Source organism: Nonomuraea sp. NPDC049269 (assembly GCF_043197155.1).
GTDB lineage: Bacteria > Actinomycetota > Actinomycetes > Streptosporangiales > Streptosporangiaceae > Nonomuraea.
Map to the genome: position 1 here is coordinate 59,119 of NZ_JBICSO010000015.1, position 22,626 is coordinate 81,744.

A 22,626-nucleotide genomic window follows, 5' to 3' on the forward strand; every position below is an offset into this window, starting at 1 on the left:
TGGCTCCTCGTCGGAACGGGTTGTTCTGTTCCAACTATAGCAGAACGGAATGCTTCATTCCACTAGAATCCGCTCCTGTCCCGAGTACACGTTGCACCGCTGCCCCCGCAGGAACCCGACGAGCGTCATGCCGAACTCCCTGGCCAGGTCCACGGCCAGCGACGAGGGGGCCGAGACCGCGCACACCGCCGGCACGCCCGCGACCAGCGCCTTCTGCATGATCTCGTAGCTGGCCCGGCCGCTGACCATCAGCACGTGCTCGGCCAGCGGGAGCCGTTCGCCGAGCGAGGCCCAGCCGACCAGCTTGTCCACCGCGTTGTGCCGGCCCACGTCCTCCCTGAGCGCCACCAGCGTGCCGTCGGGGCGGAACAGCCCGGCCGCGTGCAGGCCGCCGGTCTTGCCGAAGACGCCCTGGCCGGCGCGGAGCGCGTCCGGCAGGCCGTACAGGATGTCGGGGGTGAGTTCGAGCGTGCCGCGGGGGAGCGGCGCGCAGCGGTCGTGCAGGTCGTCGAGGCTGGCCGAGCCGCAGACGCCGCAGGCGCTGGAGGTGAGGAAGTGGCGGTCCAGCGTGGGCAGGTCGGGGATCGGGCCGTGCAGGCGTACGGTGACCGTGTTGTAGCGGGCCTCGGGCGGGAGATCCTCGTCGGTGCAGTAGGCGATGGCCGCGATGCCGCCGGGCCGGACCAGCCCCTCGCCGTGCAGGAACCCGGCCGCCAGCTCGAAGTCGTGGCCGGGGGTGCGCATGGTGATGGCGACGGTCTTGCGGGTCCCGTCCAGGGCGGTGAGGCGGATCTCCAGCGGTTCCTCGGTGGCGAGGTCGTCGCGCCGGTCGCGGACCGTGGAGCCGGACAGCTCGCGGACGCGGATGCGGGTGGTGGGACCCACGCGGGTCAGCCGGTCGCTCATAGCCGCCGCACGGTGACGAGCGCGTTGTAGTCGGGGATCCTGGCCTGGGGTGAGCGCCGGGTCTCGTCGAGGAGGACGTTCCCCTCCGGCCAGTGGATCTGCAGGTTGCCGGGCATCAGCGGCGCCCGCAGGACCTTGCCCTGGTACGACCGCGCGCCCGAACTCAGCTCGACCGCGGTGCCGTCGGGCAGGCCGAGCCGGTCGGCGTCGTAGGGGCTCATCAGCACGGCCTCGCGCATCGCGCCGTTGAAGCCGTCGCGGCGCTCGTGGACCATGCTGTTGAACTGCTTGCCCCGCCGGGTGGCCACCATGAACGTGCCGTCGGGGCGCTCCAGTGCGGGCGGCTCGACGGCGGAGAACACGCCGCGCCCGTCGGGGGTGTTGAAGCGGCCGTCGGCGAACAGGTGGCGCCCGCCGTACTGGACGTTGTCCCCGAACCCCTTGAGGCCCGAGATGCCCTGGTAGAACGGCACGGCCTGCTCGATCTCCTCGCGGATCCGCGGGGTCCCGGTGAAGCGGACTTTTGCCGAAATTTCGGGGTTCGTTTGGGCGGCCAGCTCGCCGAAGATCTTCCACTCCGGCCACGCCTCGCCGATCCGCGGCCCCTCGATCTCGGGCGAGAAGATGATCCGGCGCTCGGTGGAGGTCTCGGTCACCCCGCCGGTCATCTCGTAGCGGGTCTGCGCGGGCAGCAGCAGCACATCACCCTCGGACGGCACCAGCATCTGCGAGGACAGCACGATGTCGATGTGCACGCGGAGCTTGAGCCGGGCCAGCGCCTCCCGGCAGTAGCCGGGGTCGGGCAGCACCTCCAGGAAGTTGCCGCCCGAGGAGATGAGCGCGTCAAGATCGCCCGAGTGGGCCGCGTCGATCATGTCGGTCGCGGTCAGGCCGGGCACCGTCGGCACCTCAAAGCCCCAAATATCAGTAAATTTCGCGGCATTTTCTGGCGTGATCGGCAGGCCGCCGGGCAGGCCGGTCGCGTACGCGCCCATCTCGGCCCCGCCCTGCACCCCGCTGTGCCCACGGATCGGCATCAGCCCGCAGTTGTCGCGGCCCAGGAAGCCGCGCGCCAAGGCCAGGTTCACGATCGACCGGACGTTGTCCTCGCCGAACGCGTGCTGCGTGATGCCCATCGACCAGACCAGCACCGCCGACTTCGCCTCGCCGAGCAGCCGGGCCAGCCGGAGCATGTCGTCGCGGGTCGCCCCCGACAGCGCCTCCAGCTCCTCCCACGACTGCTCCGCCAGCGCCCGCCGGACCTCCTCGAAGCCGGAGGTCCGCTGGTCGACGAACGCCTTGTCCACCCAGTCGTTCTCGATCAGGTGCTTGAGCACGCCGTTGAGGAAGCCGATGTCGCCGCCCACGTTCACGCCGAAGAACTCGTCGGTGATCTTCGTCCCGAACACCGCCGACTCGGCGTTCGACGGCACCCAGTAGCGGTCCATGCCGGGCTCGCGATAGGCGTTGATCATGGCCACGCGGGTGCCGGCCTTCTTGGCGTGGTAGAGGTACTTCATCGCCACGGGCTGGTTGTTGGACGGGTTCGACCCGATGAAGACGATCAGGTCGGAGCCGATCCAGTCCGTGTAGGAGCAGGTGGTGGCCGCCGCGCCGATCGTCTGCTTGAGCGCGACGGTCGAGGGCGAGTGGCAGATGCGCGCCGCGTTGTCCACGCTGTTCGTGCCCAGCGCGCGTACCGCCTTCTGCGCCGCGTAGTAGTTCTCGTTCGGCATGCCGCGGCTGGTCAGGTAGGCGCCGAAGCGCGCGTCACGCAGCCCGTCGGCGGCCACCTTCAGCGCCGCGTCCCACGAGACCCGGCTGAAGCCCGGCTCGCCCGCCCGGCGCAGCATCGGGTACGGCAGCCGCCCCAGCTCCCGCAGCTCGGCGCTCTTCTTGCCGGCCAGCCCGGAGACGTCGCCCAGCAGCGAGACGTCCAACGCCGGCATCGTGTTCAGTGGCAGCAGCCGCAGCCGGATGTTGCACAGGTGGACCTCGTCCATCGTCCAGTCGCGCATGCCCCGCGTGCCCAGCGCGCACCCGTCGCACGTGCCCTGCTTGAGTATCCGCCAGGCGTAACGCCTGTTGCCCTTGACCGATCGAAACGCCTTCAGCAGCTCCAAGTAGTTGTTCGGCTTACGCAGGCCGAGGCCGAACGGCCGCCACGAGGCCCAGTTGCGCGGGTCCAGACGTCTGCTCATCTCCCCATCTTCCCCGCGGGCGGCGTCAGAGGACAGCGGAGGTTCGGCGAAGATGGAGGAATGCCCGACTCGCGCTACTCCGATCTCGACCGACCGCCCCTGTCCGAGGCGGCGCTCAACCGCGCCCTCATACGGCCCGGCAGCCTGTGGACCGGCGTACGTGTCGTCGAGAGCACCGGCTCGACCAACGCCGACCTCGCCCAGGCCGCGAAAGAGGGCGCGGAGGAGGGCCTGGTCCTGGTGGCCGAGTCGCAGCTCGCCGGCCGGGGCCGGCTGACCCGCACCTGGACCGCGCCGCCGCGCTCCGGCCTGACCGTCTCGGTCCTGCTCAGGCCCGAGGTGCCCATCGCCAGGCAGGGGTGGCTGGCGCTGCTGTTCGGTGTGGCGGCCGCCTCGGCCGTCCGCAGGCTGGCGGAGGTGGACGTACGGCTCAAATGGCCGAACGACCTGCTGATCGGCGAGCACAAACTGGCCGGGATCCTGGCCGAGCGGGCCGAGGACGCCGTCGTCATCGGGATGGGCCTGAACGTGTCGCTCAAGCCGGCGGAGCTCCCCGTGGAGACGGCGACCTCGCTGGCCATCGAGCAGGCGGCGTGCGTGGACCGGGATCCGCTTCTCAGAGCCGTGCTCAGAGAGGTCGAGCGGCACTACCGCGACTGGTCCGAGGCGGGCGGTGACGCCGACGCGTGCGGGCTGCGCGCCGCCTACCAGGCGTCGAGCGCCACGATCGGGCGGCAGGTCAGGGTCGAGCTGCCCGGCGACCGGCTGCTGACCGGCATGGCGACCGGCATCGACCAGGCAGGACACCTCCAGCTGATCGCGGACGGCAAGACGCACGCGCTTAGCGCGGGTGACGTCGTCCACGTCCGCGCGTCCTCGTAGCCGCGAACGCGCGGAGGTGGCACCATTTGCCCATGACCCTCCCTGACCACCACTTGACGCAGGGTGAACGGCGCATCAGGTCGTTCCACCCGCACTGGAAGCGGCTCGTGGTGCCCTTCATCGCGCTCGTGCTGATCGTCGCCGCCTCGGGCGTGGCGCTCTTCCTCATCCCCAGCACCTTCGAGTACGCCAACTACGCCAGGCTCGCCGTCGGCGTCGTCGCCGTGCTCCTGCTGACGATCTGGTCGTTCGTGCCCTACCTGCAGTGGAAGAACACCGGCTACGTGCTCACCACCCACCGCTTCACGATCAGCACCGGCGTGCTGAACAAGTCGACGGACGAGATCCCGATGGCCAAGGTCAACACGGTCAGCTCCGACCAGACCTTCTTCGAGCGCATCCTCGGCTGCGGCACGCTCACCGTCGAGTCGGCGGGCGATCGGGGGCAGATCGCCCTGCGCGACATCCCCCACATCCAGGACGTCAGGACCGACCTGTTCCGCCTGCTGGAGGACGCCTCCGACGGAGATATCGACGGCCATTGAACAGACCCACCGCTGAGGAGATCGACCGGCTGCTCGTCGGCATGCCCGCCCGCCACACCAAGTCGGGGGTGTCAGCGGCGGCGGGCGTCTCGCCGGAGCTGGCGGAGCGCATCTGGCGGGCGCTGGGCTTCGCCTCGCTCGCCGACGACGCGGTCGCGTTCTCCGACGGTGATGTCGACGCGCTGCGGCGGGTGAGCCGGATGCTCGACAGCGGCCTGCTCGACGAGCAGACCGTCATCCGGATGGCCCGCGCGCTCGGCCAGACCACGGCCAAGCTGGCCCAGTGGCAGGCCGAGATCATGATCGGCGCGATGCTGCCGCCGGGCGAGCGGCCTTCCGACGACGACCTGGCCCGGGTGCTCGACACGGCCCGGCTGCTGCTGCCCGACTTCGAGCAGGTGCTGATCCACGTCTGGCGGGCCCAGCTGGCCGCCGCGGGCACCCGGCTGCTGTCCGTCGCCGACCTCGACGAGGAGAACATCCCCGCCCGCGTGTCGATCGCGGTGGGTTTCGCGGACCTCGTCTCCTTCACCCGGCGGGCCCGCGAGCTCGACGAGCGGGAGCTGGCCGCGCTGGTCGAGGGGTTCGAGGCGCGGGCCTCCGACGTGGTGGCCGCGCACGGCGGCCGGCTGGTCAAGACGCTCGGCGACGAGGTGCTGTTCACCGCCCACACCCCGGCGGACGCGGCGGCGATCGCGCTCGACCTGGTGGAGGCGGCCGACCTGCGCATCGGCCTGGCCTACGGGCCGGTGCTGCCCATCATGGGCGACGTCTACGGCACCACCGTCAACCTGGCCGCCCGGCTCACCGCCATCGCCCGGCCCGGCACGATCGTCGTCGACGCGGAACTGGCCGACGGACTCGGCGACGGCCCGGGGTTCGAGCTACGCCGGATCCGGCGCCGCCCGGCCCGGGGACTCGGGATGGTGCAGCCCTACGCCTTGCGGCGATCATCCTCCTGACCCAAGATGGCTGCCATGCCGTACGAAGTGCAGGGTGTCATCGCCCGAGGTAAGGGCCAGGAAGTATCGGTCGAGACGGTGATCGTCCCCGACCCGGGACCGGGCGAGGCGGTGGTGGCGGTCAGGGCCTGCGGGGTCTGCCATACCGACCTGCACTACCGGGAGGGCGGCATCAACGACGACTTCCCGTTCCTGCTCGGGCACGAGGCCGCGGGCGTGGTCGAGGCGGTGGGCGAGGGCGTCACCGGGGTCGAGCCCGGCGACTACGTGATCCTCAACTGGCGGGCCGTGTGCGGCCAGTGCCGCGCCTGCCTGCGCGGGCGCCCGTGGTACTGCTTCAACACCCACAACGCCACGCAGAAGATGACGCTGGCCGACGGCACCGAGCTGTCGCCCGCGCTGGGCATCGGCGCGTTCCTGGGCAAGACGCTGGTGGCCGCGGGGCAGTGCACCAAGGTCTCCGCCGACGCGCCCGCCGAGGTGGCCGGGCTGCTCGGCTGTGGCGTCATGGCCGGGCTCGGCGCCGCGCTCAACACGGGCAACGTCACCAGGGGCGACTCGGTCGCCGTCATCGGCTGCGGCGGCGTCGGTGACGCCGCGATCCTCGGCGCGTCGATCGCCGGCGCCACGAAGATCATCGCGGTGGACGTGGACGACCGCAAGCTCGAATGGGCCCGCGGCTTCGGCGCCACCGACACGGTCAACTCGCGGGCGAACGACCCCGTCGAGGCGATCCGCGACCTCACCGGTGGCTTCGGCGCCGACGTGGTCATCGAGGCCGTCGGCCGCCCAGAGACGTACAAGCAGGCCTTCTACGCCCGTGACCTGGCCGGCACCGTCGTGCTCGTGGGCGTGCCGACACCCGAGATGCAGCTGGAGCTGCCGCTGCTCGACGTGTTCGGGCGCGGCGGATCGCTCAAGTCCTCCTGGTACGGCGACTGCCTGCCCTCGCGCGACTTCCCCATGCTGATCGACCTGTTCCGGCAGGGGCGGCTCCCGCTCGACAAGTTCGTGTCGGAGACCATCGGGCTCGACGGGGTCGAGGAGGCGTTCGCCAAGATGCACCGCGGCGAGGTGCTGCGCTCGGTGGTGGTCCTCTAGATGATCGACAGGGTCATCACCTCGGGGACGTTCTCGCTCGACGGCGGCACCTGGGACGTCGACAACAACATCTGGCTGGTCGGCGACGCCCGCGAGGTGGTCGTCATCGACGCGGCGCACGACGCGCGGGCCATCAAGGACCGCGTCGGCGAGCGTACGGTCAAGGCCATCGTCTGCACGCACGCGCACAACGACCACATCAACGCCGCCGGGGAGCTCGCCGAGCTGACCGGGGCGCCGATCCGGCTGCACCCCGCCGACCAGGTCCTCTGGGACCAGGTGTACGGCCAGGCGCTGCCGTACCAACCGCTGGCCGACGGCGAGAAGGTCGGGGTCGGCGGGATCGCGCTGGAGGTGCTCCACACCCCGGGCCACGCGCCGGGCGCGGTCTGCCTGTACGCGCCCGACCTCGGCGTGCTGTTCAGCGGCGACACGCTGTTCAAGGGCGGCCCCGGCGCGACCGGGCGGTCCTTCTCGTCGTTCGACACGATCATCGACTCGATCAGCCGGCGGCTGCTGACCCTGCCCGGCGAGACGGTCGTCCACACCGGCCACGGCGACTCGACGTCGATCGGGGCCGAGGCGCCGCACCTGGAGGAGTGGATCGCCCGGGGACAGTGATCTGTGTCCGACCTAACATAGGCAAGCCTTACCGAAGTGAGCTACTTTAGGTGTGCCTAACCTTGGCTCCCTTCGTCGCGAAAGGCTTGTCCCCGCATGTACGTATGTGTGTGTCGTGCTGTGACCGAGAACGAGGTCCACGACTGCATCGCCGCGGGTGCCAGGAGCGCCAAGCAGATCCGCGACACCACGGGTGCCGGGGGAGACTGCGCGACTTGTGTCAGAAAGATATGTGCGATCCTGAAGAGGTCTGAGGAACTCACGACCGCATAGCACGAGGGGCCCGTTCATGCAGGGCGACATTCAGATCATCGAGCTGCTCAACGAGCAGCTCACCGCTGAGCTCACCGCGATCAACCAATACTTCCTGCACGCCAAGATGCAGCAGAACTGGGGCTACACCAAACTCGCCGAGCACACCCGCGCCGAATCGATCGACGAGATGCGCCACGCCGAGCGCCTCACCGATCGCATCCTCTTCCTCGAAGGGCTGCCCAACTACCAGCGCCTTGGCACGCTGCACATCGGGCAGACCGTCGAGGAGCAGCTCCGGGCCGACCTGGAGGTGGAGGTGTCCGTCGTGGCCCGGCTGCGGCCGGGCATCAAGCTCATGCGGGAGAAGGGCGATGTGACCTCCGCACGGATCTTCGAGGACATCCTCGAGGACGAGGAGCACCACATCGACTATCTGGAGACCGAGTTGGCGCTCATGCGGAGCCTGGGCGAGCAGCTCTATCTCGCCCGCTACGCCGAGCCGCCCTCCGAGGACTGAGCCCCGGATTCGACGCGCCCGCCGGTACTCCCGGCGGGCGCGCGCCTTTCCGCGACACGCCGGACGGCACAGAAGGTTTTGCGATTCAGCAAGATCAGCCACCGCTTTTGTCCCCCGCGAATGCGGTAATTTAAGCGGGATCAACCGACATTTATCTGAGTTTGCCCAGGTCAATGGATAGGTCAACGACGAGTCAAACCGCGCGCTGTGACCGGGAAACGATCGCCTAAGGTCCTACGATCGCTTCATGACCTGCGTACTTCTCGCCGAGGATGACACCTCGATTTCCGAGCCACTCGCGCGTGCGTTGCGCCGTGAGGGCTATCAGGTTGAGGTGAGCCCCGACGGCCCGCAGGCCCTGGAAAGGGCCCTGTCGGGTGGCATCGACCTCATCGTTCTTGACCTCGGCCTGCCAGAAATGGACGGGCTGGAGGTTGCGCGCCGGATCCGCGCCGAAGGGCACGGCACTCCGGTCCTGATACTTACCGCTCGGGTCGACGAAGTCGACACGGTCGTCGGCCTCGACGCCGGCGCCGACGACTACGTCACCAAGCCGTTCCGGCTGGCCGAGCTGCTCGCCAGGGTGCGGGCGCTGCTGCGCCGGGGCACCTCAGAGACACCGGTGGTGCAAGGCGTCCGCATCGACGCCGACTCCCGCCGTGCCTGGATGGGAGAGAAAGAGCTGCATCTTACGACCAAGGAGTTCGACCTGCTCCGCGTGCTGGTCCGCGACGCGGGCAAGGTCGTCACCCGCGAGCAGATCATGCGCGAGGTGTGGGACACCAACTGGTGGGGTTCCACCAAGACACTCGACATGCATATTTCCTGGCTGCGCCGCAAGCTCGGCGACGACGCGGCGAAGCCTCGCTACATCACCACCGTCCGAGGAGTCGGCTTCCGCTTCGAACGCGAGTAGGAATGCGTCGCCGCCTGCTCACATCCACCCTGGTCGTCGCGGTCATCGCGGTGCTGCTGCTGGGGGTCCCCCTGGGCATCGTGGTCAGCCGCCTGATCGTCGACGAGGCGGCCCAGGAGCTCAGGGCGGAGGCCACGCGCCTGGTGGGGGAAGTCGAGTATGCCCGCATCCAGGACACACCTCTCGATCCTCAGCAACTCAAGCAGAAGTACCCCGACCGCTACATCCAGATCTACGAGCGTGCCACCCAGCCCAAGGCGACCATCGTCGGCGTTCCGCCGCCGTCCGGTCACCAGATGACCGAGGACGCCCAGTCCGAGAACGGTATCTACGTCCGGGTGAGCCGCGACAGGGACCAGGTCGAGCAGGACGTGCGAGCACGCCTGCTGCTGATCGTGGCCCTGGCCGTCGCGGCTCTGGCGGTGGCGGTCGGCCTTGCCATCGTCCAGTCACGCCGTCTGACGCTGCCCTTGCAGGACCTGGCGAAGATCGCCGACCGGCTCGGCTCCGGCGACGCCCGGCCCAGCAAGCATCGTTACGGCATTCCGGAGCTCGACCGGGTGGCTCAGGTGCTCGACCGCAGCGCCACCCGCATCTCCGACCTGCTCACCCGCGAACGCGAGTTCGCCACCGACGCCTCCCACCAGCTACGCACCCCGCTGACCGGCCTCACCATGCGCCTGGAGGAGATCGTCGCGGCCAGCGAACACCCGGAGGTCGTCCGCGAGGAGGGCGAGGCGGCCATCGTGCAGGCCGAGCGGCTCACCGCCGTGATCGACGAGCTGCTGGCCGCGGCCCGCCGCCAGCGCCACGCCCAGGCCAAGCCGGTCGGGATCGACGAGGTCCTGGTCCAGCAGGTCACCGAGTGGGAGCCGGTCTTCCGTGGCGAGGGCCGTTCGCTGCTGCTCGAAGGCTCGCGCGGGCTCAGGGCGCTGGCCACCACCGGTGGCTTCGGCCAGGTCATCGCCTCGCTGCTGGAGAACTCCCTGCGGCATGGCGGCGGCACCGTCACCGTCACCACGACCAGCGGCGACAACTATGTGGTGACCGAGGTGTCCGACGAGGGTCCCGGGATCGCCGACGACATCGCACCCAAGGTCTTCGAACGCAACGTCAGCGGAGCCGGAGGCACCGGCCTGGGGCTGACCCTGGCCCGGGCGCTGGCCGCCGCCGACGGCGGTCGGCTGGAGCTGGTGCGGCGGCGTCCGGCGACGTTCGCCATCTTCCTGCGACACGCTGAGGACAACGACCGGACCCGCGTGGTCAGCGGTCCTGCTTGACCCCTGGCAGCTCCGTGGGGATGGGCTCGGTGGCCTCCAGGAACACCCACTTCTTGTACGACCAGTAGCGGAACAGCGTGCCGAGGCCGACGCCCACGAAGTTGGCGAGGTTGAGGCTGAGCGCGTCGTGCAGGTGAAGCGTGTACTTGGTGAAACCGATCACCAGCAGCCCGAACAGCAAGGCGATGCCGTTGAGCAGGAAGAACAGGAAGTATTCGCGACCCAGGCCGGTCTGCTCGCGGTGCCGGAAGGTCCAGAAGCGGTTGCCCAGGTAGGCGGCCGTCGCCGAGATGATCGTGGCCAGCACCTTGGAGGTCAACGGACCCATGTCGAATGCCAGCAGGAACACGTTGTACATGCCGGTGTCGATGACGAAGGCGATGGCGCCGATCGTGCCGAACTTCGTCAGCTCATGCAGGAGAGCTGAGAACCGCTGGTAGAGCCGCTTGGCGAAGTCCACGTCTGCTACTCGGCCCTTCCGGTCGTGGCGCAAATCAGGTCATGACCACTTCAGCGTACCGGCCGTCAGACCAATGGTAGGCCACAGCCTGTGACATCCCATGCCTATCAACAACCCTATAAATATCGTGTTATGACCGACAATTACGAATAGAGAGCGTTACGCTGCGGTGGCAGATCGCCGGTGCGTGCCGGCGATGGGCTCAGACGGACCGCCGTCAGCAGACGGCCACGACCCTCGGGGTTCTCCTGTGCCGCTTCGACTGCTCGTACTCCTCGTCGGCCTGTCCGTCGTGGCGGCCGGTTGCGGCACCGCGGGCGTCGCCACGGTGGCGCCACCCGAGGATCCGACCTCCGCTCCGGCGTCCGCCCACAGCGTCGACACGGCTACGGCCGAACAGGCGTTCAAGCTGGTCGGCAGCCTTGACCAGGCATGGAAGCGGCGAGACTGCGCCGCCGTCGCCGACCTGACCACGTGGGTGGAGAAGACGCTGGGCGGTCGTGCCTGTGAGGCGACCCGGAACGGCCGCCCAGCCCTCTACAGCGATCCCACCTTCTTCCTGCCCGGCGAGGGCGACTGGTTCGCCGCCCTCGCGAGGAAGCCGTCGCCCGCGTACTTCGTGTTCCTGCGCGAGGGCGGGCGCTGGCGGCTCGGCGCGGGACCCATCCCCGCGCGCGGGGCGGCGCCGGAGACGCCGACCAGCATCACCCCCGATGCCGGGCTGGGCGGTCAGGCCCGGGTGGTCGCTCAGCGTCACCTCACCTACCTCACCGACCCCGCCGGGGTGGCGGGCGTGCGCTTCCCGCCAGGGGACCCGGTACGCGGCCTGCGGGACGAGCTCGGCGGGCTGCCCGAGCAGGTACGACCGGACCGGCTCGACGTCGACGTGGAGCTGCCCGAACAGCCCACGATGGCGCTCGTCCTGTCGGCCGACACCATGCTCGCCTTCGACGCGCTGCGCATCGTCTACCGGCAACGCCCGAAGGCGGGCAAGTCATCTCTCGCACATCCGCTGAAGAAGAACGCCGAGATCGTCGTGCTGGCCACGGTGATCAGTGCGGACAAGGGCCTGACCACGGTGGGCGTGCGACGCGGACCCGCCTGAGAGCGTTGGGTAAGCTCACCTGCCGTGAGTGCAAACAGTCCCATCGGGCCGGTCGTCGGCATGGTCGGCGCCGGCCAGTTGGCCAGGATGACGCAGCAGTCCGCCATCGCGCTCGGCGTCGAGTTGCGGGTGCTGGCCAACACACCTGACGAGAGCGCCGCCAGGGTCATCGTCGACACGCGGCTCGGCGACTACCGCGAGCTGGCCGACCTGCGCGAGTTCGCCAGGGGCTGTCACGCGATCACGTTCGACCACGAGCACGTGCCGACCGAGCACATCAGGGCGCTGGCCGCCGACGGGTTCGCGGTGCGTCCGGGGGCCGACGCGCTGGTGCACGCCCAGGACAAGGCCGTCATGCGCGAGCGGCTGACCTCGTTCGGCGCGCCGTGTCCCGCGTGGGCCCGCGCCTCCGGCATCGAGGACGTGTCGGCGTTCGCCGCCGAGCACGGGTGGCCGGTCGTGCTGAAGGCGATCAGGGGCGGGTACGACGGCCGCGGGGTGTGGGTCTGCCGGACCCCTTCGGAGGTCGAGGAGGCGCTCGAGAGCGGCGTGCCGCTGATGGTCGAGGCGTTCGTGCCGTTCGAGCGGGAGCTGGCCGTACTCGTCGCGCGCTCGCCCCACGGCCAGGGCGTCAGCTACCCGGTCGTGGAGACCGTGCAGCAGGACGGGATCTGTGTCGAGGTGCTCGCGCCCGCCCCCGGCCTCGACCCGGAGGAGGCCGCCGAGGCCCAGCGTGTCGCGCTGCAGATCGCGCACGAGCTCGGCGTGACCGGGCTGCTGGCCGTGGAGATGTTCCAGACGAGTGGCGGGCTGGTGGTCAACGAGCTGGCCATGCGGCCGCACAACAGCGGCCACTGGACGATCGACGGCTCGCGTACGTCGCAGTTCGAGCAGCACCTTCGGGCCGTGCTCGACCTGCCGCTCGGCTCGCCGTCGATGAGCGCGCCCGTCGTCGTCATGGCCAATCTGCTCGGCGGCGACGACCCTGACCTGTTCAAGCGGTACGAACACGTCATGGCCCACGATCCCGGCATCAAGCTGCACTTCTACGGCAAAGAGGTCCGGCCCGGCCGCAAGATCGGCCACGTGACCGCCGTCGGCGACGACCTCGACACCGTACGCGCCCGCGCCCGGCACGCCGCCGTCTACCTGACCACTGGGGAGTACACGTGAAGGTCCTGATTTCCGCGCTGTGGGCTGGGGGGTCGGCGTGACGATCGGCATCGTGATGGGCAGCGACTCCGACTGGCCGGTGATGAAGGCCGCGGCGGAGGCGGTGGCGGAGTTCGGCGTCCCGTTCGAGGCCGACGTGGTCTCCGCGCACCGGATGCCGGCCGAGATGATCGAGTACGGCCGGACCGCCGCGTCCCGCGGCGTCAAGGTCATCATCGCCGGAGCCGGCGGCGCGGCCCACCTGCCGGGAATGCTGGCCTCGGTGACACCGCTGCCGGTGATCGGGGTGCCGGTGCCCCTGAAGTACCTGGACGGCATGGACTCGCTGCTGTCGATCGTCCAGATGCCGGCCGGGGTGCCCGTGGCCACCGTGGCCGTCGGCGGGGCGCGCAACGCCGGGCTGCTGGCGGTCCGCATTCTCGGCGTTTCCGACCCTGAGCTGCGGTGGCGCATGGAGGAGTTCCAGGGTGAGCTGAAGGAGCAGGCGCACGCCAAGGGCGAACGCCTGCGCGCCGAAGCGGCCAACCTGCTCCGCTAGTGGCCCCGGCGGCGGCGCGGCAACTCGCCGGCCGCGCCCGCCGCCGGGTCCGGGGTCAGACCCCGGCGCCCGACCCCGCCCTCGACGACTGACGGCGTGCTACCAAGGTGGGTTTTTCAGGGGCGGCCGAGTGCGCGGTAGTGCCAGCCCGCGGAGCGCCAGGTTTCGGTGTTCAGGGCGTTGCGGCCGTCGACGATGCGGCGGGCCGCGACCACCTTGCCGAGCTCCTCCGGGTCCAGGTCGACGAACTCCGGCCATTCCGTCAGCAGCAGCACCACATGTGCCCCTCGGACGGCCTCAAGCGCCGACTCGCCGTAGTGCAGCTCGGGGTGGGCCTTTCGGGCGTTGCCCAGGGCGATCGGGTCGTACACGGTCACCTGGCCGCCCTGGGCGCCGATGGTGGCCGCCACGTCGAGTGCGGGGGAGTCGCGGATGTCGTCGGAGTTCGGCTTGAAGGCGGCGCCGAGCACGCCGACCGTACAGCCGTGGAACGAACCGCCCGCAAGCTCGCGGGCCAGGTCGACCATGCGGGCGCGGCGCCGCATGTTGATCGCGTCGACTTCGCGCAGGAACGTCAGCGCCTGGTCGGCCCCCAGCTCGCCCGCACGCGCCATGAACGCGCGGATGTCCTTGGGCAGGCAGCCGCCGCCGAACCCGAGCCCGGCGTTGAGGAACCGGCCGCCGATGCGGTCGTCGTACGACAGCGCCTTCGACAGCTGTGTGACGTCGGCGTGGGCGGCCTCGCAGACCTCGGCCATCGCGTTGATGAAGGAGATCTTGGTGGCGAGGAACGCGTTGGCGGCCGTCTTGACCAGCTCGGACGTCGCGAAGTCGGTGACCACCATCGGGATGTCCCCGAGCGGCTGGTACACCTCGCGCAGCATCTTCTCCGCCCGCTCGGAACGCACGCCGATCACGATGCGGTCCGGCTTGAGCGTGTCCTCCACGGCGTAGCCCTCGCGCAGGAACTCGGGGTTCCAGGCGAGCTCGACCTCAACGCCGGCCGGGGCGAGCCGGGCCAGCAGGTCGGCGAGCCGTTCCGCGGTGCCCACCGGCACCGTCGACTTGCCGACCACCAGGCACTCGCGGTCGAGGTGCGGGGCCAGCGACTCGATGGCGCTGTCCATGTAGGAGACGTCGGCGGCGTACTCGCCGCGCTTCTGCGGCGTGCCCACGCAGACGAAGTGCACGTCGCCGAAGGCCGCCGCCTCCTCGTACGACGTGGTGAAGCGAAGACGGCCCGAGTCGAGTCCGCGGCGTAGTACGGGTTCGAGCCCCGGTTCGTGGATCGGGAGCTCACCGCTGTTGAGCCGGCGAACTTTGTCGGCGTCTATGTCGAGGCCCAGGACGTCGAATCCGAGATCCGCCATGCAGGACGCATGCGTGATGCCCAGGTATCCGGTCCCGATCACCGTGAGGCGATATGGCACGAGAGAGCTCCTTTCGAGTGCCAGGCATAGTACCGGCCTTCGCTACCTCGTTCTGTGCCACCTGGGCATTTCCGCAAACTGTACCGACTAGTAGCAAGATGGTCGGACGTCCTAGTATTTGCCGCATGGACTTCCCTCTCTACGCGCCCGCCGAAGAGCACGACATGCTCCGGGAGACGATTCGAGCCCTCGCCGACGAGAAGATCGCCCCGCGCGCCGCGGAGACGGACGAGACCGAGGAGTTCCCCTGGGACGTCTACAAGGCGCTCGTGGCGGCTGACCTGCACGCCGTTCATGTGCCGGAGGAGTACGGGGGCGCCGGGGCCGACGCGCTGGCCACGGTGATCGTGATCGAGGAGGTGGCCCGCGCGTGCGCGTCGTCCTCGCTCATCCCTGCGGTGAACAAGCTCGGCACGGTGCCCCTGCTGCTGTCGGCGTCGGCCGATCTCAAGGCTCGCTATCTGGCTCCGGTGGCCCGGGGGGACGCGATGTTCTCGTACGCGCTGTCGGAGGGTGAGGCCGGCTCGGACGCCGCGGCCATGCGGACCCGGGCCGTGCTGGACGGCGACCATTATGTGGTCAATGGCACAAAAATGTGGATCACTAACGCGGGTGTGTCGGAGTACTACACCCTGATGGCGGTAACGGACCCATCGGCCGGCGCCCGCGGCATCTCCGCTTTTGTCGTGGAAAAATCCGACGAAGGCGTTTCTTTCGGTCCGAAGGAGCGGAAGCTCGGGATCAAGGGCTCGCCCACCCGGCAGGTGATCCTGGAGAACGTCCGCATCCCCGCCTCTCGCATGATCGGCGACCCGGGCACCGGCTTCAAGACCGCCCTGGCGACCCTCGACCACACCCGCATCACCATCGCCGCCCAGGCCCTCGGCATCGCCCAGGGAGCGCTGGACTACGCCATCGGGTACATCAAGGAGCGTAAGCAGTTCGGGCGGCCGATCGCGGACTTCCAGGGGCTGCAGTTCATGGTCGCGGACATGGCGATGAAACTGGAGGCGGCCAGGCAACTGACGTACCACGCGGCGGCCAAGTCGGAGCTGGCCATGCACGGGCAGCCGCAGAAGGACCTCACGTTCCTGTCCAGCGCCGCGAAGTGCGCCGCGTCGGACGCGGCGATGGAGATCACCACGGATGCGGTGCAGTTGCTGGGCGGGTACGGGTACACGCGGGACTTCCCGGTGGAGCGGATGATGCGCGACGCCAAGATCACCCAGATCTACGAAGGCACCAACCAGATCCAGCGCATGGTGATGGCCCGGCAGCTTCTCAAGTAGGCCACCGGGCGGTGCCTCACACCATCGTGATCACGAACTCCGGGAGACCGCGGCGAGGAAACCGCCGACGAACGCGTCGCCGAGCCCGATGGTCGTGGGCGTGGCGACGTCGAGGTCGAAGCCGGGCAGGCAACGGACGACCCCGCCCACGTGGGCTTCCAGAGCCGCGGCGAACTCCACCGACTCCGTTCGCCTCGGCCGGTTCCGCATGCGTTCGTAGTGGTGGTCCGTGTAGTCGTCGCCGTGGCAGTAGCGGGTGCTGGCGATCAGGATGCCCTCGTTCAGCGGCTCCGCGTACTCGCCGGCTCTCTCGCCGAATGCCGCCGACCAGTACTTGGTATGCACGACCAGGGTTTTCACGGGTATGAGAGCCCGCAGCGATTCGAGGGCGCGGGCCACCTCCGTCACGGAGAGCAGGTTGACGGCGTCGCCCAGGTGCGACTGCATCTCGTCTTCGTTCAGTCCGTAAACGTCGATGACTTCCAGAAGCGCGTCGTGGACCCGTTGACTGAGGCCCGGCTCGTGGAATCCGGCATCCTCGTAGTAGACGACCGCCTCGGCCGGAAGCTGTCGCATGTGGCTTCGCAGCGTGGACAGACGCAGGTCCAGTGTCCGCTGGTCCCGTACCGCGTTGAATCCCGAGATCAGGAAGACCCGTGCGTCCTGAAGCAACGAGCCCAGTTCGTCACTCAGCAGCATGGACTCGTTCGCCGGGTCGTTGACGTAGATCAATCTGTTCGGAAACGGCGCACGGATGTCGATGTCACCTGCCCGAACCCGCATGTCCTGGTCGTACTGCACGATCAGGTGCGGATAGAGGGTGTCCTGGTCGCCACTGCAGATGTAGTCGCAGCTTGCCGGCAGCAGGCGGCGGACGATGTCGTTGAGGCTGACCAGGTGCAGGGTGGAGGGTACGCCGAGCCGGCTCATCTCCATCGCCGCTCGAACGGAGGTTCCGCCCAGAGTTGTCCGGGTGGGGAACCGCCCCGCGAATGCGCTCAGGCATTCGGAGGAGGCGACGAAGTGCTCGCCTCCTCCCCCCTTTCTGAGGTAGGTGAGAATGGAGATGACCAGCTCGCGCTCGTCGGTCACGGTGACCGACGAAGTCAGCTCGGCATCGTGGATCTGATACTCACCGACGAGCTGCTCCAAGACCGACGAGGACAGCTTGAGTTCGTAGTCGACGCATCCCCCCAAGCCCAGGACCACAGGACTGGTCATGTCAGTACAGGGATGCCTTGCCGGTCGCCTCGAAGAGGTCGATCTTCTGTGCGGCCACCACCTTCATCGCATCGATGCACGGCGGCTGGATGGAGTTCGGCTCGCGCAGGCTCTCATCGGCCAGGACTTCGCGCATCTTCGTGTGGTAGGCCAGCTTGATGTCGCTGGAGATGTTGATCTTGTTGATGCCGAGCTTGACCGACTCCGCGATCTCGTCGTCAGGGTTGCCCGAGCCGCCGTGCAGCACGAGGGGGATCTTGACCCGATCCTTGATCTCCTTCAGCAGGTCGAGCTTGAGCTCCGGCTTCAGGTGCTTCGGGTAGATGCCGTGATAGGTGCCGATGGCCACGGCGAGACTGTCCACCCCCGTTGCCTTCACGAAGGTCACGGCGTCCGCCGGGTCGGTGTAGATGATCGCGTCGCTGCCGTCTTCGGCCTCGTTGTCGGTCTTGCCGATCGTCCCCAGCTCCGCCTCGACCGACAGGCCGACCGCGTGCGCGGTCTCGGTGACCTTCTTGGAGAGCGCGATGTTGTCCTCGAAGGACTTCATCGAGGCATCGATCATCACCGAGGTGAAGCCGATCTTGATCGCGGTCAGCATTTCCTCGTAGGTCGCGCCGTGGTCCCAGTGAATCGCGATCGGTACGGACGAGCGGTGGGCTCGCTGGGCCATCGCGACGATCACGTCCGGTCCGAGGTGCCGCACCTCGTCGGGGTGGATCCCGATGATGAGCGGTGCGTTCTTCTCTTCGCTGATGTCCACGATGCCGTTGAACATGGCGTAGTCGCTGATATTGAAGGCGGGTACGGCGAAGTATTTTTCGTTCGCCACGGCCAGGAGCACCTTGCCGGTCGTCAGCATTACTGTATTTCTCCTTCTGGGTAGAAAATTATCGCTGGGGGGTGAGGTGTCAGGCCTTGACCGCACCGGAGGTGAGGCCGCCAATGAATCGCCGCTGGAAGAGGAGGAACAACACGAGCACCGGGATGGACCCCAGGATGCTCATGGCCATCATCTGATTCCACTCGTAGGAATGCTGGCCCATCAGGAGTTGGATGCCGATGGGCACGGTTCGCATGTCGTCGGTACGAGTGAGGGTCAGCGCGAACAGGTATTCGTTCCAAGAGATCATGAAAGTGTAGACGCCGACGGCGACCAGTCCGGGAACCGAAATGGGCACCAGGATCCGCCAGAGAGCCGTCCAGCTCGACGCCCCGTCCACCTTGACGGATTCATCCAATTCCCGGGGCAGGGTGTTGAAGTACGCGGTCATCATGATGATCGCGTAGGGCAAGGTGAACACCATGTGCGTGAGAATCAACCCCGCATAAGTATTATACAGGCCGAGCCCCACCACGAGACCGAAGTAGGGAATGACGAGTGTGATTGGCGGCACAGCCTGAACGGTGACGATCACGGCGTTGATGGATCGTTTCAGCGGGAAGTTGTAGCGGCTGAATCCATACGCCGCGAGGATCGCCACGAACAATGTCAGTACGGTCACCGACAGCGCGACGATGTAACTGTTGATGAAAAACCTCAACTGGGCCGCGTCGCCCAGGATCTTCGCGTAGGCGTCGAACGAGAAATGCTCGGTGAACAGCCGCGGCGGAACCTGGAAGACCTCCCCATTCGTCTTGAACGACGTCGACAGCATCCACACGACCGGAAGGCCGGCGAAGGCCGCGCCGACGCACAAGCCTGCGAGCACGGCGATCTTCGCGCCGAGGCGCCGCCTTTTGCGGGTGAGCACGGGTGATCACCTCTCCTTTTGCAGGCGAACGTAGAAGAAGGCCAGAATCATCGTGAGCAGCAGGACTATGACAGCGGCGGCGGACGCGGTGGCGAACTCGTAACTGCTGAAGGCTTGCTTGTAGGTGTACGTGCTGAGCATCTCGGTGACATTCAGCGGGCCACCACCGGTGGTCATCCAGATGAGGGCGAACTGCTGAGAGGTCCAGATGAGATCGAGCACGGCCATGCTGAGGAGCACCGGTTTCAGCTGCGGAAGCGTCACATTGCGAAACTGGCGGAAAGGGGTTGCGCCGTCCACGGCGGCCGCCTCGTACAGAACGGGCGAGATTCCCTGCAACCCGGCGAGGATACTGATCATGAAGAAGGGGAAGCCGGCCCAGATGTTGATGAATGTCAGCGCCCAGAGCGCCATGTTCGGGTCGGAGAGCCAGCTCACTTCCCCGCGTATCACGCCGATCGCGGTCAGGACGTAGTTGACCACCCCGGACGGGTCCAGCATGAGCCGCCAGATGACCGCGATCACCGCGACCGTGAACAGCCAGGGCAGGATGTAGACGATGCGGAAGATGGCTTTCGTCACTCCGCCCAGCAACGGCGAGTTGAGCATCGTCGCGAAGACCAGCCCGAGGCCGAGGTGCGCGAGAGTGCTCAGGGAGATGAAGATGAACGTGTTCTTCAGCGCTGCCAGGAAGTCCGGATCGGTGAGCACCGTGGTGTAGTTGGCGAGGCCGGTGAAGACCGGATTCTGCTCGACGATCACATTGTCCTTGAACGAATAGCTGACCACCATCGCGATGGGGATGATCATCAGCACAAAGATCAATATCAGCGTCGGCGAGAGATAGCCGAACGGGACGACCCGCTGTACGGGGAAAGGCCGCGTCCTTCTCCTTCGGTCCGCAGAGGGTGCCGATTTTGCGGTTCCCGGGGAGGCCGCGGGATCGAGTTTCGCGGTTTCCATCGATGTCTCCTTGGTTCGGGGCCGCGCCGCACGGTCGGCGCGGCCCACGAAGTACGGAAGGTCAGAGCACCGGCGTCCAGGCCTGTTGTGCCTTGTTGAGGGCGTCGTCGACGCTCTGCTTGCCGGTGAGCGCGAGCTGCAGCTGCTCATCGAAGCTGCGCATCAGGTCTTCGGACTTCGGCAATCCCACGAACTGGTTGGCGGGATATCCGGCCTTGTAGATGTCGAAGGCGGTCTTGAACAGCGGGTCACTCTTGCTGAAGTCGGGTTCGGCCGTCTTGTTGCCGGGGAAGCCGTTCGCCAGCGTGCTCAGCTCAGAGTTCGCCTGCTTGTCCATCAAGAACTGCACCAGCTTGAACGCCTCGGCCTTGTGCTCCGAGGACTCGGCGACGCCGATGCCCCAGGACGCGTACGGGATGCCGCGCTTGCCGGTGTAGGTGTCCTCGGCCGGGATCGGCACCACCGTGAAGTCCAGCTTCGGATCGTTCTTCTTGATCAGCGTGATGTGCGCCAAGGAGTCGATCATCATGCCGACCTGACCGGTGGAGAACTTCTCGACCTTGTCCTGCTCCTTCATGGTGAGATATCCGGGCGCGATGACGCCCGCGTCGTTCAGGCTCTTGACGTAGTCCACGGTGCTCTTGACGCCGGGGTTGGTGAGGTCGGGCTTCCCGTCCTTGGTGAGCATGCTGCCGCCCGATGCCCACAGCCATGACATCACGTCATTCTGGACGCCGTTGGGAACGGCGGAGTCGAGTGGCAGGGCCCAGCCCTTGACGTTGCCGCCGAGCGCGCTGATCTTCTTGGCCGCGTCCAAGAACTCCGTGCGCGTGCTCGGAGGCTTCTTGACCCCAGCCTTCGAGAGCAGATCCTTGTTGACGAACAGGGGATAGACGAAGTTCACCACGGGGATCATGTAGGTCTTCCCCTTGATCTGGATCTGACTCGCGAGCTGGCTCGAGTCGTACTTCGCGGCTGACATGAGCTCGGACAGGTCGGCGATGGCACCCTGCTTGGCGAAGTCGCTCACCCATGCGCCGTCGAGGCCCACGACATCGGGCAGCGTCCTCGACGCCGCTCCGGAGACCAGCTGCTGCTTCGTGGACGCGTACGGCGCACTCAGCAGTTTGACCTTGATCTTCGGGTTTTGCGCCGTGAATTCCGTCATGAGCTTGTCGAACGATCCCGCCGGCAGCTCCGGCGCCCACCACTGCGCGAACTCCAGCGTGACGGTGCCGTCCGCGCTCGTTCCCGCGCTTGATCCGCCAGAGCCACACCCCACGGCGGTGGCGCTGAGCACTGCCACCGCCATCACCCCGAGTAGTCGCCTCGTCCGGCCCTGCAACCGGGTGCTGCCTCCGGTCATCGCGACCTCCTTGCTGTACAGGTGTTACCGCTCTTTGCTGGTTTCCGCCACATTAACAACGCATGACGCCACATCACAAGGGCTAGTAATGCAAAACCCTGCTAGAAACCGCACAGTTCGGCATCCAGTCAGAAGATGCTGGCTGGAGTGGGAGCTCCCGATGCCGGATTCCTCAGGGAGAGCGGAATCTTGCCGGAAAGAAGCAGAAGTATGCGGTAGTCTGCAGTTCTAGGCCGTATCACTCCTCTGTTGCGCTGATCCGTGGCGCAACTACCGCAGAGATGGGAGGGTCAGTGACCCTTGACGAAGAGGACCGGCAGCGGCGTCTACCTGCAGGTCGCAAAGCCCAACTGGCGGCATACGTCGCCGAGGCCGGGCAGGTCACGGTCACCGCACTAGCAGAGCGCTTCGGCGTCTCCATCGACACGATCCGGCGGGACCTGGACCAGCTCAGCGCCGACGGCGTCCTGGTCCGCACCTATGGCGGAGCGGTCAGCCAGTCGACCATTTCCCGGGTCGACCGGGCGGTGGACGTGCGCCTCAAGATGGAAGAACGCGAGAAGGAGAAGATCGCCACACTTGCCGCGTCGCTGGTGGACGATGGATCAATCGTCATGATCAACGGCGGTACGACCACTCTTGCCGTGGCCCGTAACCTGCGCAACCACCGGGACCTGACGGTGGTGACGAACAGCCTGCTCGTACCCCCGGCGCTACCGCCCTCAGCCGTCCGCGACGTGTACCTCTTCGGCGGCGCGGTCCGCACGCTCACGCTGGCCACCGTCGGCCCCGTCAGCTTCCGGGGGTCCGACGGAAGCGACCTGGACATCAGCTGCGATCTGGCGCTGATCGGGGTCGGCGCCGTTTCGGCTGCCGCCGGGTTCACGACGAGCAACCTCGCCGAGGCGGCGATGATGAGAGAGATGATCTCCCGGGCGGGGCGCGTGGCGATCCTGGCTGACTCGTCCAAGTTCGGCCGCCGGCTCTTCGCCCAGGTGTCCGAGCTCGGGGCCGCCGACTACTTCGTCACGGACTCCACCCCGCCGTCTGATCTTTTGGACGCGCTGAAGGAGAACGAGGTAGAGCTGATCGCGCCGGAGACCCTCGACGGCGCCCAAGATCTGCAGTAGTCCGGCCGACC

23 protein-coding genes are annotated in these 22,626 nt (G+C 67.6%); 14 read left to right on the forward strand and 9 right to left on the reverse strand.

Going from position 1 to position 22,626, the window contains the following annotated elements; translation table 11 throughout:
• Positions 1-54: 54 nt before the first annotated feature.
• Positions 55-906 (reverse strand): formate dehydrogenase accessory sulfurtransferase FdhD, encoded by an 852-nt coding sequence (fdhD, locus tag ACGFNP_RS57240; RefSeq protein WP_393333054.1) that lies wholly within the window; start codon positions 904-906, stop codon positions 55-57.
• The gene (locus tag ACGFNP_RS57245; protein ID WP_393333057.1) at positions 903-3,107 is read right to left on the reverse strand and encodes an FdhF/YdeP family oxidoreductase; all 2,205 of its coding nucleotides are present in this window, start codon (positions 3,105-3,107) and stop codon (positions 903-905) included. The genes fdhD and ACGFNP_RS57245 overlap by 4 nt, the downstream gene beginning before the upstream one ends.
• A 60-nt stretch (positions 3,108-3,167) precedes the next feature.
• Here ACGFNP_RS57245 and ACGFNP_RS57250 point away from each other — a divergent pair, with 60 nt between their 5' ends.
• The 9 genes from ACGFNP_RS57250 (at position 3,168) to ACGFNP_RS57290 (ending at position 10,186) form a co-directional block, all read left to right on the forward strand.
• A complete protein-coding gene (locus tag ACGFNP_RS57250; protein WP_358329875.1) occupies positions 3,168-3,989 on the forward strand; it encodes a biotin--[acetyl-CoA-carboxylase] ligase in 822 nt (273 codons plus the stop codon).
• 32 nt (positions 3,990-4,021) lie between these two features.
• Positions 4,022-4,534 (forward strand): PH domain-containing protein, encoded by a 513-nt coding sequence (locus tag ACGFNP_RS57255; protein WP_358329872.1) that lies wholly within the window; start codon positions 4,022-4,024, stop codon positions 4,532-4,534.
• A complete protein-coding gene (locus ACGFNP_RS57260) occupies positions 4,531-5,496 on the forward strand; it encodes an adenylate/guanylate cyclase domain-containing protein (RefSeq protein WP_358329870.1) in 966 nt (321 codons plus the stop codon). The genes ACGFNP_RS57255 and ACGFNP_RS57260 overlap by 4 nt, the downstream gene beginning before the upstream one ends.
• Before the next feature lie 15 nt (positions 5,497-5,511).
• Positions 5,512-6,597: an S-(hydroxymethyl)mycothiol dehydrogenase gene (locus tag ACGFNP_RS57265; protein ID WP_219537375.1), complete on the forward strand. Its 1,086-nt coding sequence runs from the start codon at positions 5,512-5,514 to the stop codon at positions 6,595-6,597.
• A complete protein-coding gene (locus ACGFNP_RS57270; protein WP_393333064.1) occupies positions 6,598-7,218 on the forward strand; it encodes an MBL fold metallo-hydrolase in 621 nt (206 codons plus the stop codon).
• A gap of 96 nt (positions 7,219-7,314) precedes the next feature.
• On the forward strand, positions 7,315-7,491 hold the full coding sequence (locus ACGFNP_RS57275) for a bacterioferritin-associated ferredoxin (RefSeq protein WP_214633455.1): 177 nt from the start codon (positions 7,315-7,317) through the stop codon (positions 7,489-7,491).
• Positions 7,492-7,507: 16 nt separating this feature from the next.
• Positions 7,508-7,990: a bacterioferritin gene (gene bfr, locus ACGFNP_RS57280; protein ID WP_214633456.1), complete on the forward strand. Its 483-nt coding sequence runs from the start codon at positions 7,508-7,510 to the stop codon at positions 7,988-7,990.
• A 247-nt stretch (positions 7,991-8,237) separates the two neighbouring features.
• Positions 8,238-8,906 (forward strand): response regulator transcription factor, encoded by a 669-nt coding sequence (locus ACGFNP_RS57285; RefSeq protein ID WP_043620820.1) that lies wholly within the window; start codon positions 8,238-8,240, stop codon positions 8,904-8,906.
• A gap of 2 nt (positions 8,907-8,908) precedes the next feature.
• The gene (locus ACGFNP_RS57290; RefSeq protein WP_214633457.1) at positions 8,909-10,186 is read left to right on the forward strand and encodes an ATP-binding protein; all 1,278 of its coding nucleotides are present in this window, start codon (positions 8,909-8,911) and stop codon (positions 10,184-10,186) included.
• On the opposite strand, the gene ACGFNP_RS57295 is transcribed toward ACGFNP_RS57290, so the two are convergent.
• Positions 10,170-10,646 carry a GtrA family protein gene (locus tag ACGFNP_RS57295; protein ID WP_358329858.1) on the reverse strand — a complete coding sequence of 159 codons (477 nt, stop codon included), beginning with the start codon at positions 10,644-10,646 and terminating at the stop codon, positions 10,170-10,172. The genes ACGFNP_RS57290 and ACGFNP_RS57295 overlap by 17 nt on opposite strands.
• A 250-nt stretch (positions 10,647-10,896) precedes the next feature.
• On the opposite strand from ACGFNP_RS57295, the gene ACGFNP_RS57300 reads away from it, so the two are divergent.
• The 3 genes from ACGFNP_RS57300 to purE are packed head-to-tail and all read left to right on the forward strand — an operon-like array spanning position 10,897 to position 13,462.
• Positions 10,897-11,751 (forward strand): hypothetical protein, encoded by an 855-nt coding sequence (locus ACGFNP_RS57300; RefSeq protein ID WP_358329855.1) that lies wholly within the window; start codon positions 10,897-10,899, stop codon positions 11,749-11,751.
• A gap of 24 nt (positions 11,752-11,775) precedes the next feature.
• On the forward strand, positions 11,776-12,924 hold the full coding sequence (locus ACGFNP_RS57305) for a 5-(carboxyamino)imidazole ribonucleotide synthase (protein WP_358329852.1): 1,149 nt from the start codon (positions 11,776-11,778) through the stop codon (positions 12,922-12,924).
• A 55-nt stretch (positions 12,925-12,979) separates the two neighbouring features.
• Complete coding sequence (gene purE / locus ACGFNP_RS57310; RefSeq protein WP_358330647.1) at positions 12,980-13,462, forward strand: 5-(carboxyamino)imidazole ribonucleotide mutase; 483 nt, start codon at positions 12,980-12,982, stop codon at positions 13,460-13,462.
• A gap of 116 nt (positions 13,463-13,578) precedes the next feature.
• Here purE and ACGFNP_RS57315 read toward each other — a convergent pair whose 3' ends face one another.
• Positions 13,579-14,892 carry a UDP-glucose/GDP-mannose dehydrogenase family protein gene (locus ACGFNP_RS57315; protein ID WP_358329849.1) on the reverse strand — a complete coding sequence of 438 codons (1,314 nt, stop codon included), beginning with the start codon at positions 14,890-14,892 and terminating at the stop codon, positions 13,579-13,581.
• 125 nt (positions 14,893-15,017) lie between these two features.
• On the opposite strand from ACGFNP_RS57315, the gene ACGFNP_RS57320 reads away from it, so the two are divergent.
• Positions 15,018-16,181: an acyl-CoA dehydrogenase family protein gene (locus tag ACGFNP_RS57320; protein ID WP_358329846.1), complete on the forward strand. Its 1,164-nt coding sequence runs from the start codon at positions 15,018-15,020 to the stop codon at positions 16,179-16,181.
• 30 nt (positions 16,182-16,211) lie between these two features.
• On the opposite strand, the gene ACGFNP_RS57325 is transcribed toward ACGFNP_RS57320, so the two are convergent.
• From ACGFNP_RS57325 to ACGFNP_RS57345, 5 genes are all read right to left on the reverse strand, one after another.
• Positions 16,212-17,402, reverse strand: a complete 1,191-nt coding sequence (locus ACGFNP_RS57325; RefSeq protein WP_393333070.1) for an ADP-dependent glucokinase/phosphofructokinase — start codon at positions 17,400-17,402, stop codon at positions 16,212-16,214.
• Position 17,403: 1 nt separating this feature from the next.
• Positions 17,404-18,264 (reverse strand): ketose-bisphosphate aldolase, encoded by an 861-nt coding sequence (locus ACGFNP_RS57330; RefSeq protein ID WP_358335585.1) that lies wholly within the window; start codon positions 18,262-18,264, stop codon positions 17,404-17,406.
• Positions 18,265-18,313: 49 nt separating this feature from the next.
• Complete coding sequence (locus tag ACGFNP_RS57335) at positions 18,314-19,156, reverse strand: carbohydrate ABC transporter permease (protein ID WP_358335587.1); 843 nt, start codon at positions 19,154-19,156, stop codon at positions 18,314-18,316.
• 6 nt (positions 19,157-19,162) lie between these two features.
• Positions 19,163-20,119, reverse strand: coding sequence for a carbohydrate ABC transporter permease (locus ACGFNP_RS57340; protein ID WP_393333075.1), 957 nt, complete (start codon positions 20,117-20,119; stop codon positions 19,163-19,165).
• Between the two features lie 61 nt (positions 20,120-20,180).
• A complete protein-coding gene (locus tag ACGFNP_RS57345) occupies positions 20,181-21,485 on the reverse strand; it encodes a sugar ABC transporter substrate-binding protein (protein WP_358335593.1) in 1,305 nt (434 codons plus the stop codon).
• Positions 21,486-21,778: 293 nt separating this feature from the next.
• On the opposite strand from ACGFNP_RS57345, the gene ACGFNP_RS57350 reads away from it, so the two are divergent.
• Positions 21,779-22,615, forward strand: coding sequence for a DeoR/GlpR family DNA-binding transcription regulator (locus ACGFNP_RS57350; RefSeq protein ID WP_393333079.1), 837 nt, complete (start codon positions 21,779-21,781; stop codon positions 22,613-22,615).
• Positions 22,616-22,626: the final 11 nt, after the last annotated feature.

Bases quoted from the DNA above. Each gene is read 5' to 3' on its own strand.
- fdhD (WP_393333054.1), bottom strand. From the start codon at position 906: ATGAGCGACCGGCTGACCCGCGTGGGTCCCACCACCCGCATCCGCGTC.
- ACGFNP_RS57245 (WP_393333057.1), bottom strand. From the start codon at position 3,107: ATGAGCAGACGTCTGGACCCGCGCAACTGGGCCTCGTGGCGGCCGTTC.
- ACGFNP_RS57250 (WP_358329875.1), top strand. From the start codon at position 3,168: ATGCCCGACTCGCGCTACTCCGATCTCGACCGACCGCCCCTGTCCGAG.
- ACGFNP_RS57255 (WP_358329872.1), top strand. From the start codon at position 4,022: ATGACCCTCCCTGACCACCACTTGACGCAGGGTGAACGGCGCATCAGG.
- ACGFNP_RS57265 (WP_219537375.1), top strand. From the start codon at position 5,512: ATGCCGTACGAAGTGCAGGGTGTCATCGCCCGAGGTAAGGGCCAGGAA.
- ACGFNP_RS57270 (WP_393333064.1), top strand. From the start codon at position 6,598: ATGATCGACAGGGTCATCACCTCGGGGACGTTCTCGCTCGACGGCGGC.
- ACGFNP_RS57275 (WP_214633455.1), top strand. From the start codon at position 7,315: ATGTACGTATGTGTGTGTCGTGCTGTGACCGAGAACGAGGTCCACGAC.
- bfr (WP_214633456.1), top strand. From the start codon at position 7,508: ATGCAGGGCGACATTCAGATCATCGAGCTGCTCAACGAGCAGCTCACC.
- ACGFNP_RS57285 (WP_043620820.1), top strand. From the start codon at position 8,238: ATGACCTGCGTACTTCTCGCCGAGGATGACACCTCGATTTCCGAGCCA.
- ACGFNP_RS57290 (WP_214633457.1), top strand. From the start codon at position 8,909: ATGCGTCGCCGCCTGCTCACATCCACCCTGGTCGTCGCGGTCATCGCG.
- purE (WP_358330647.1), top strand. From the start codon at position 12,980: ATGGGCAGCGACTCCGACTGGCCGGTGATGAAGGCCGCGGCGGAGGCG.
- ACGFNP_RS57320 (WP_358329846.1), top strand. From the start codon at position 15,018: ATGGACTTCCCTCTCTACGCGCCCGCCGAAGAGCACGACATGCTCCGG.
- ACGFNP_RS57325 (WP_393333070.1), bottom strand. From the start codon at position 17,402: ATGACCAGTCCTGTGGTCCTGGGCTTGGGGGGATGCGTCGACTACGAA.
- ACGFNP_RS57330 (WP_358335585.1), bottom strand. From the start codon at position 18,264: ATGCTGACGACCGGCAAGGTGCTCCTGGCCGTGGCGAACGAAAAATAC.
- ACGFNP_RS57340 (WP_393333075.1), bottom strand. From the start codon at position 20,119: ATGGAAACCGCGAAACTCGATCCCGCGGCCTCCCCGGGAACCGCAAAA.
- ACGFNP_RS57345 (WP_358335593.1), bottom strand. From the start codon at position 21,485: ATGACCGGAGGCAGCACCCGGTTGCAGGGCCGGACGAGGCGACTACTC.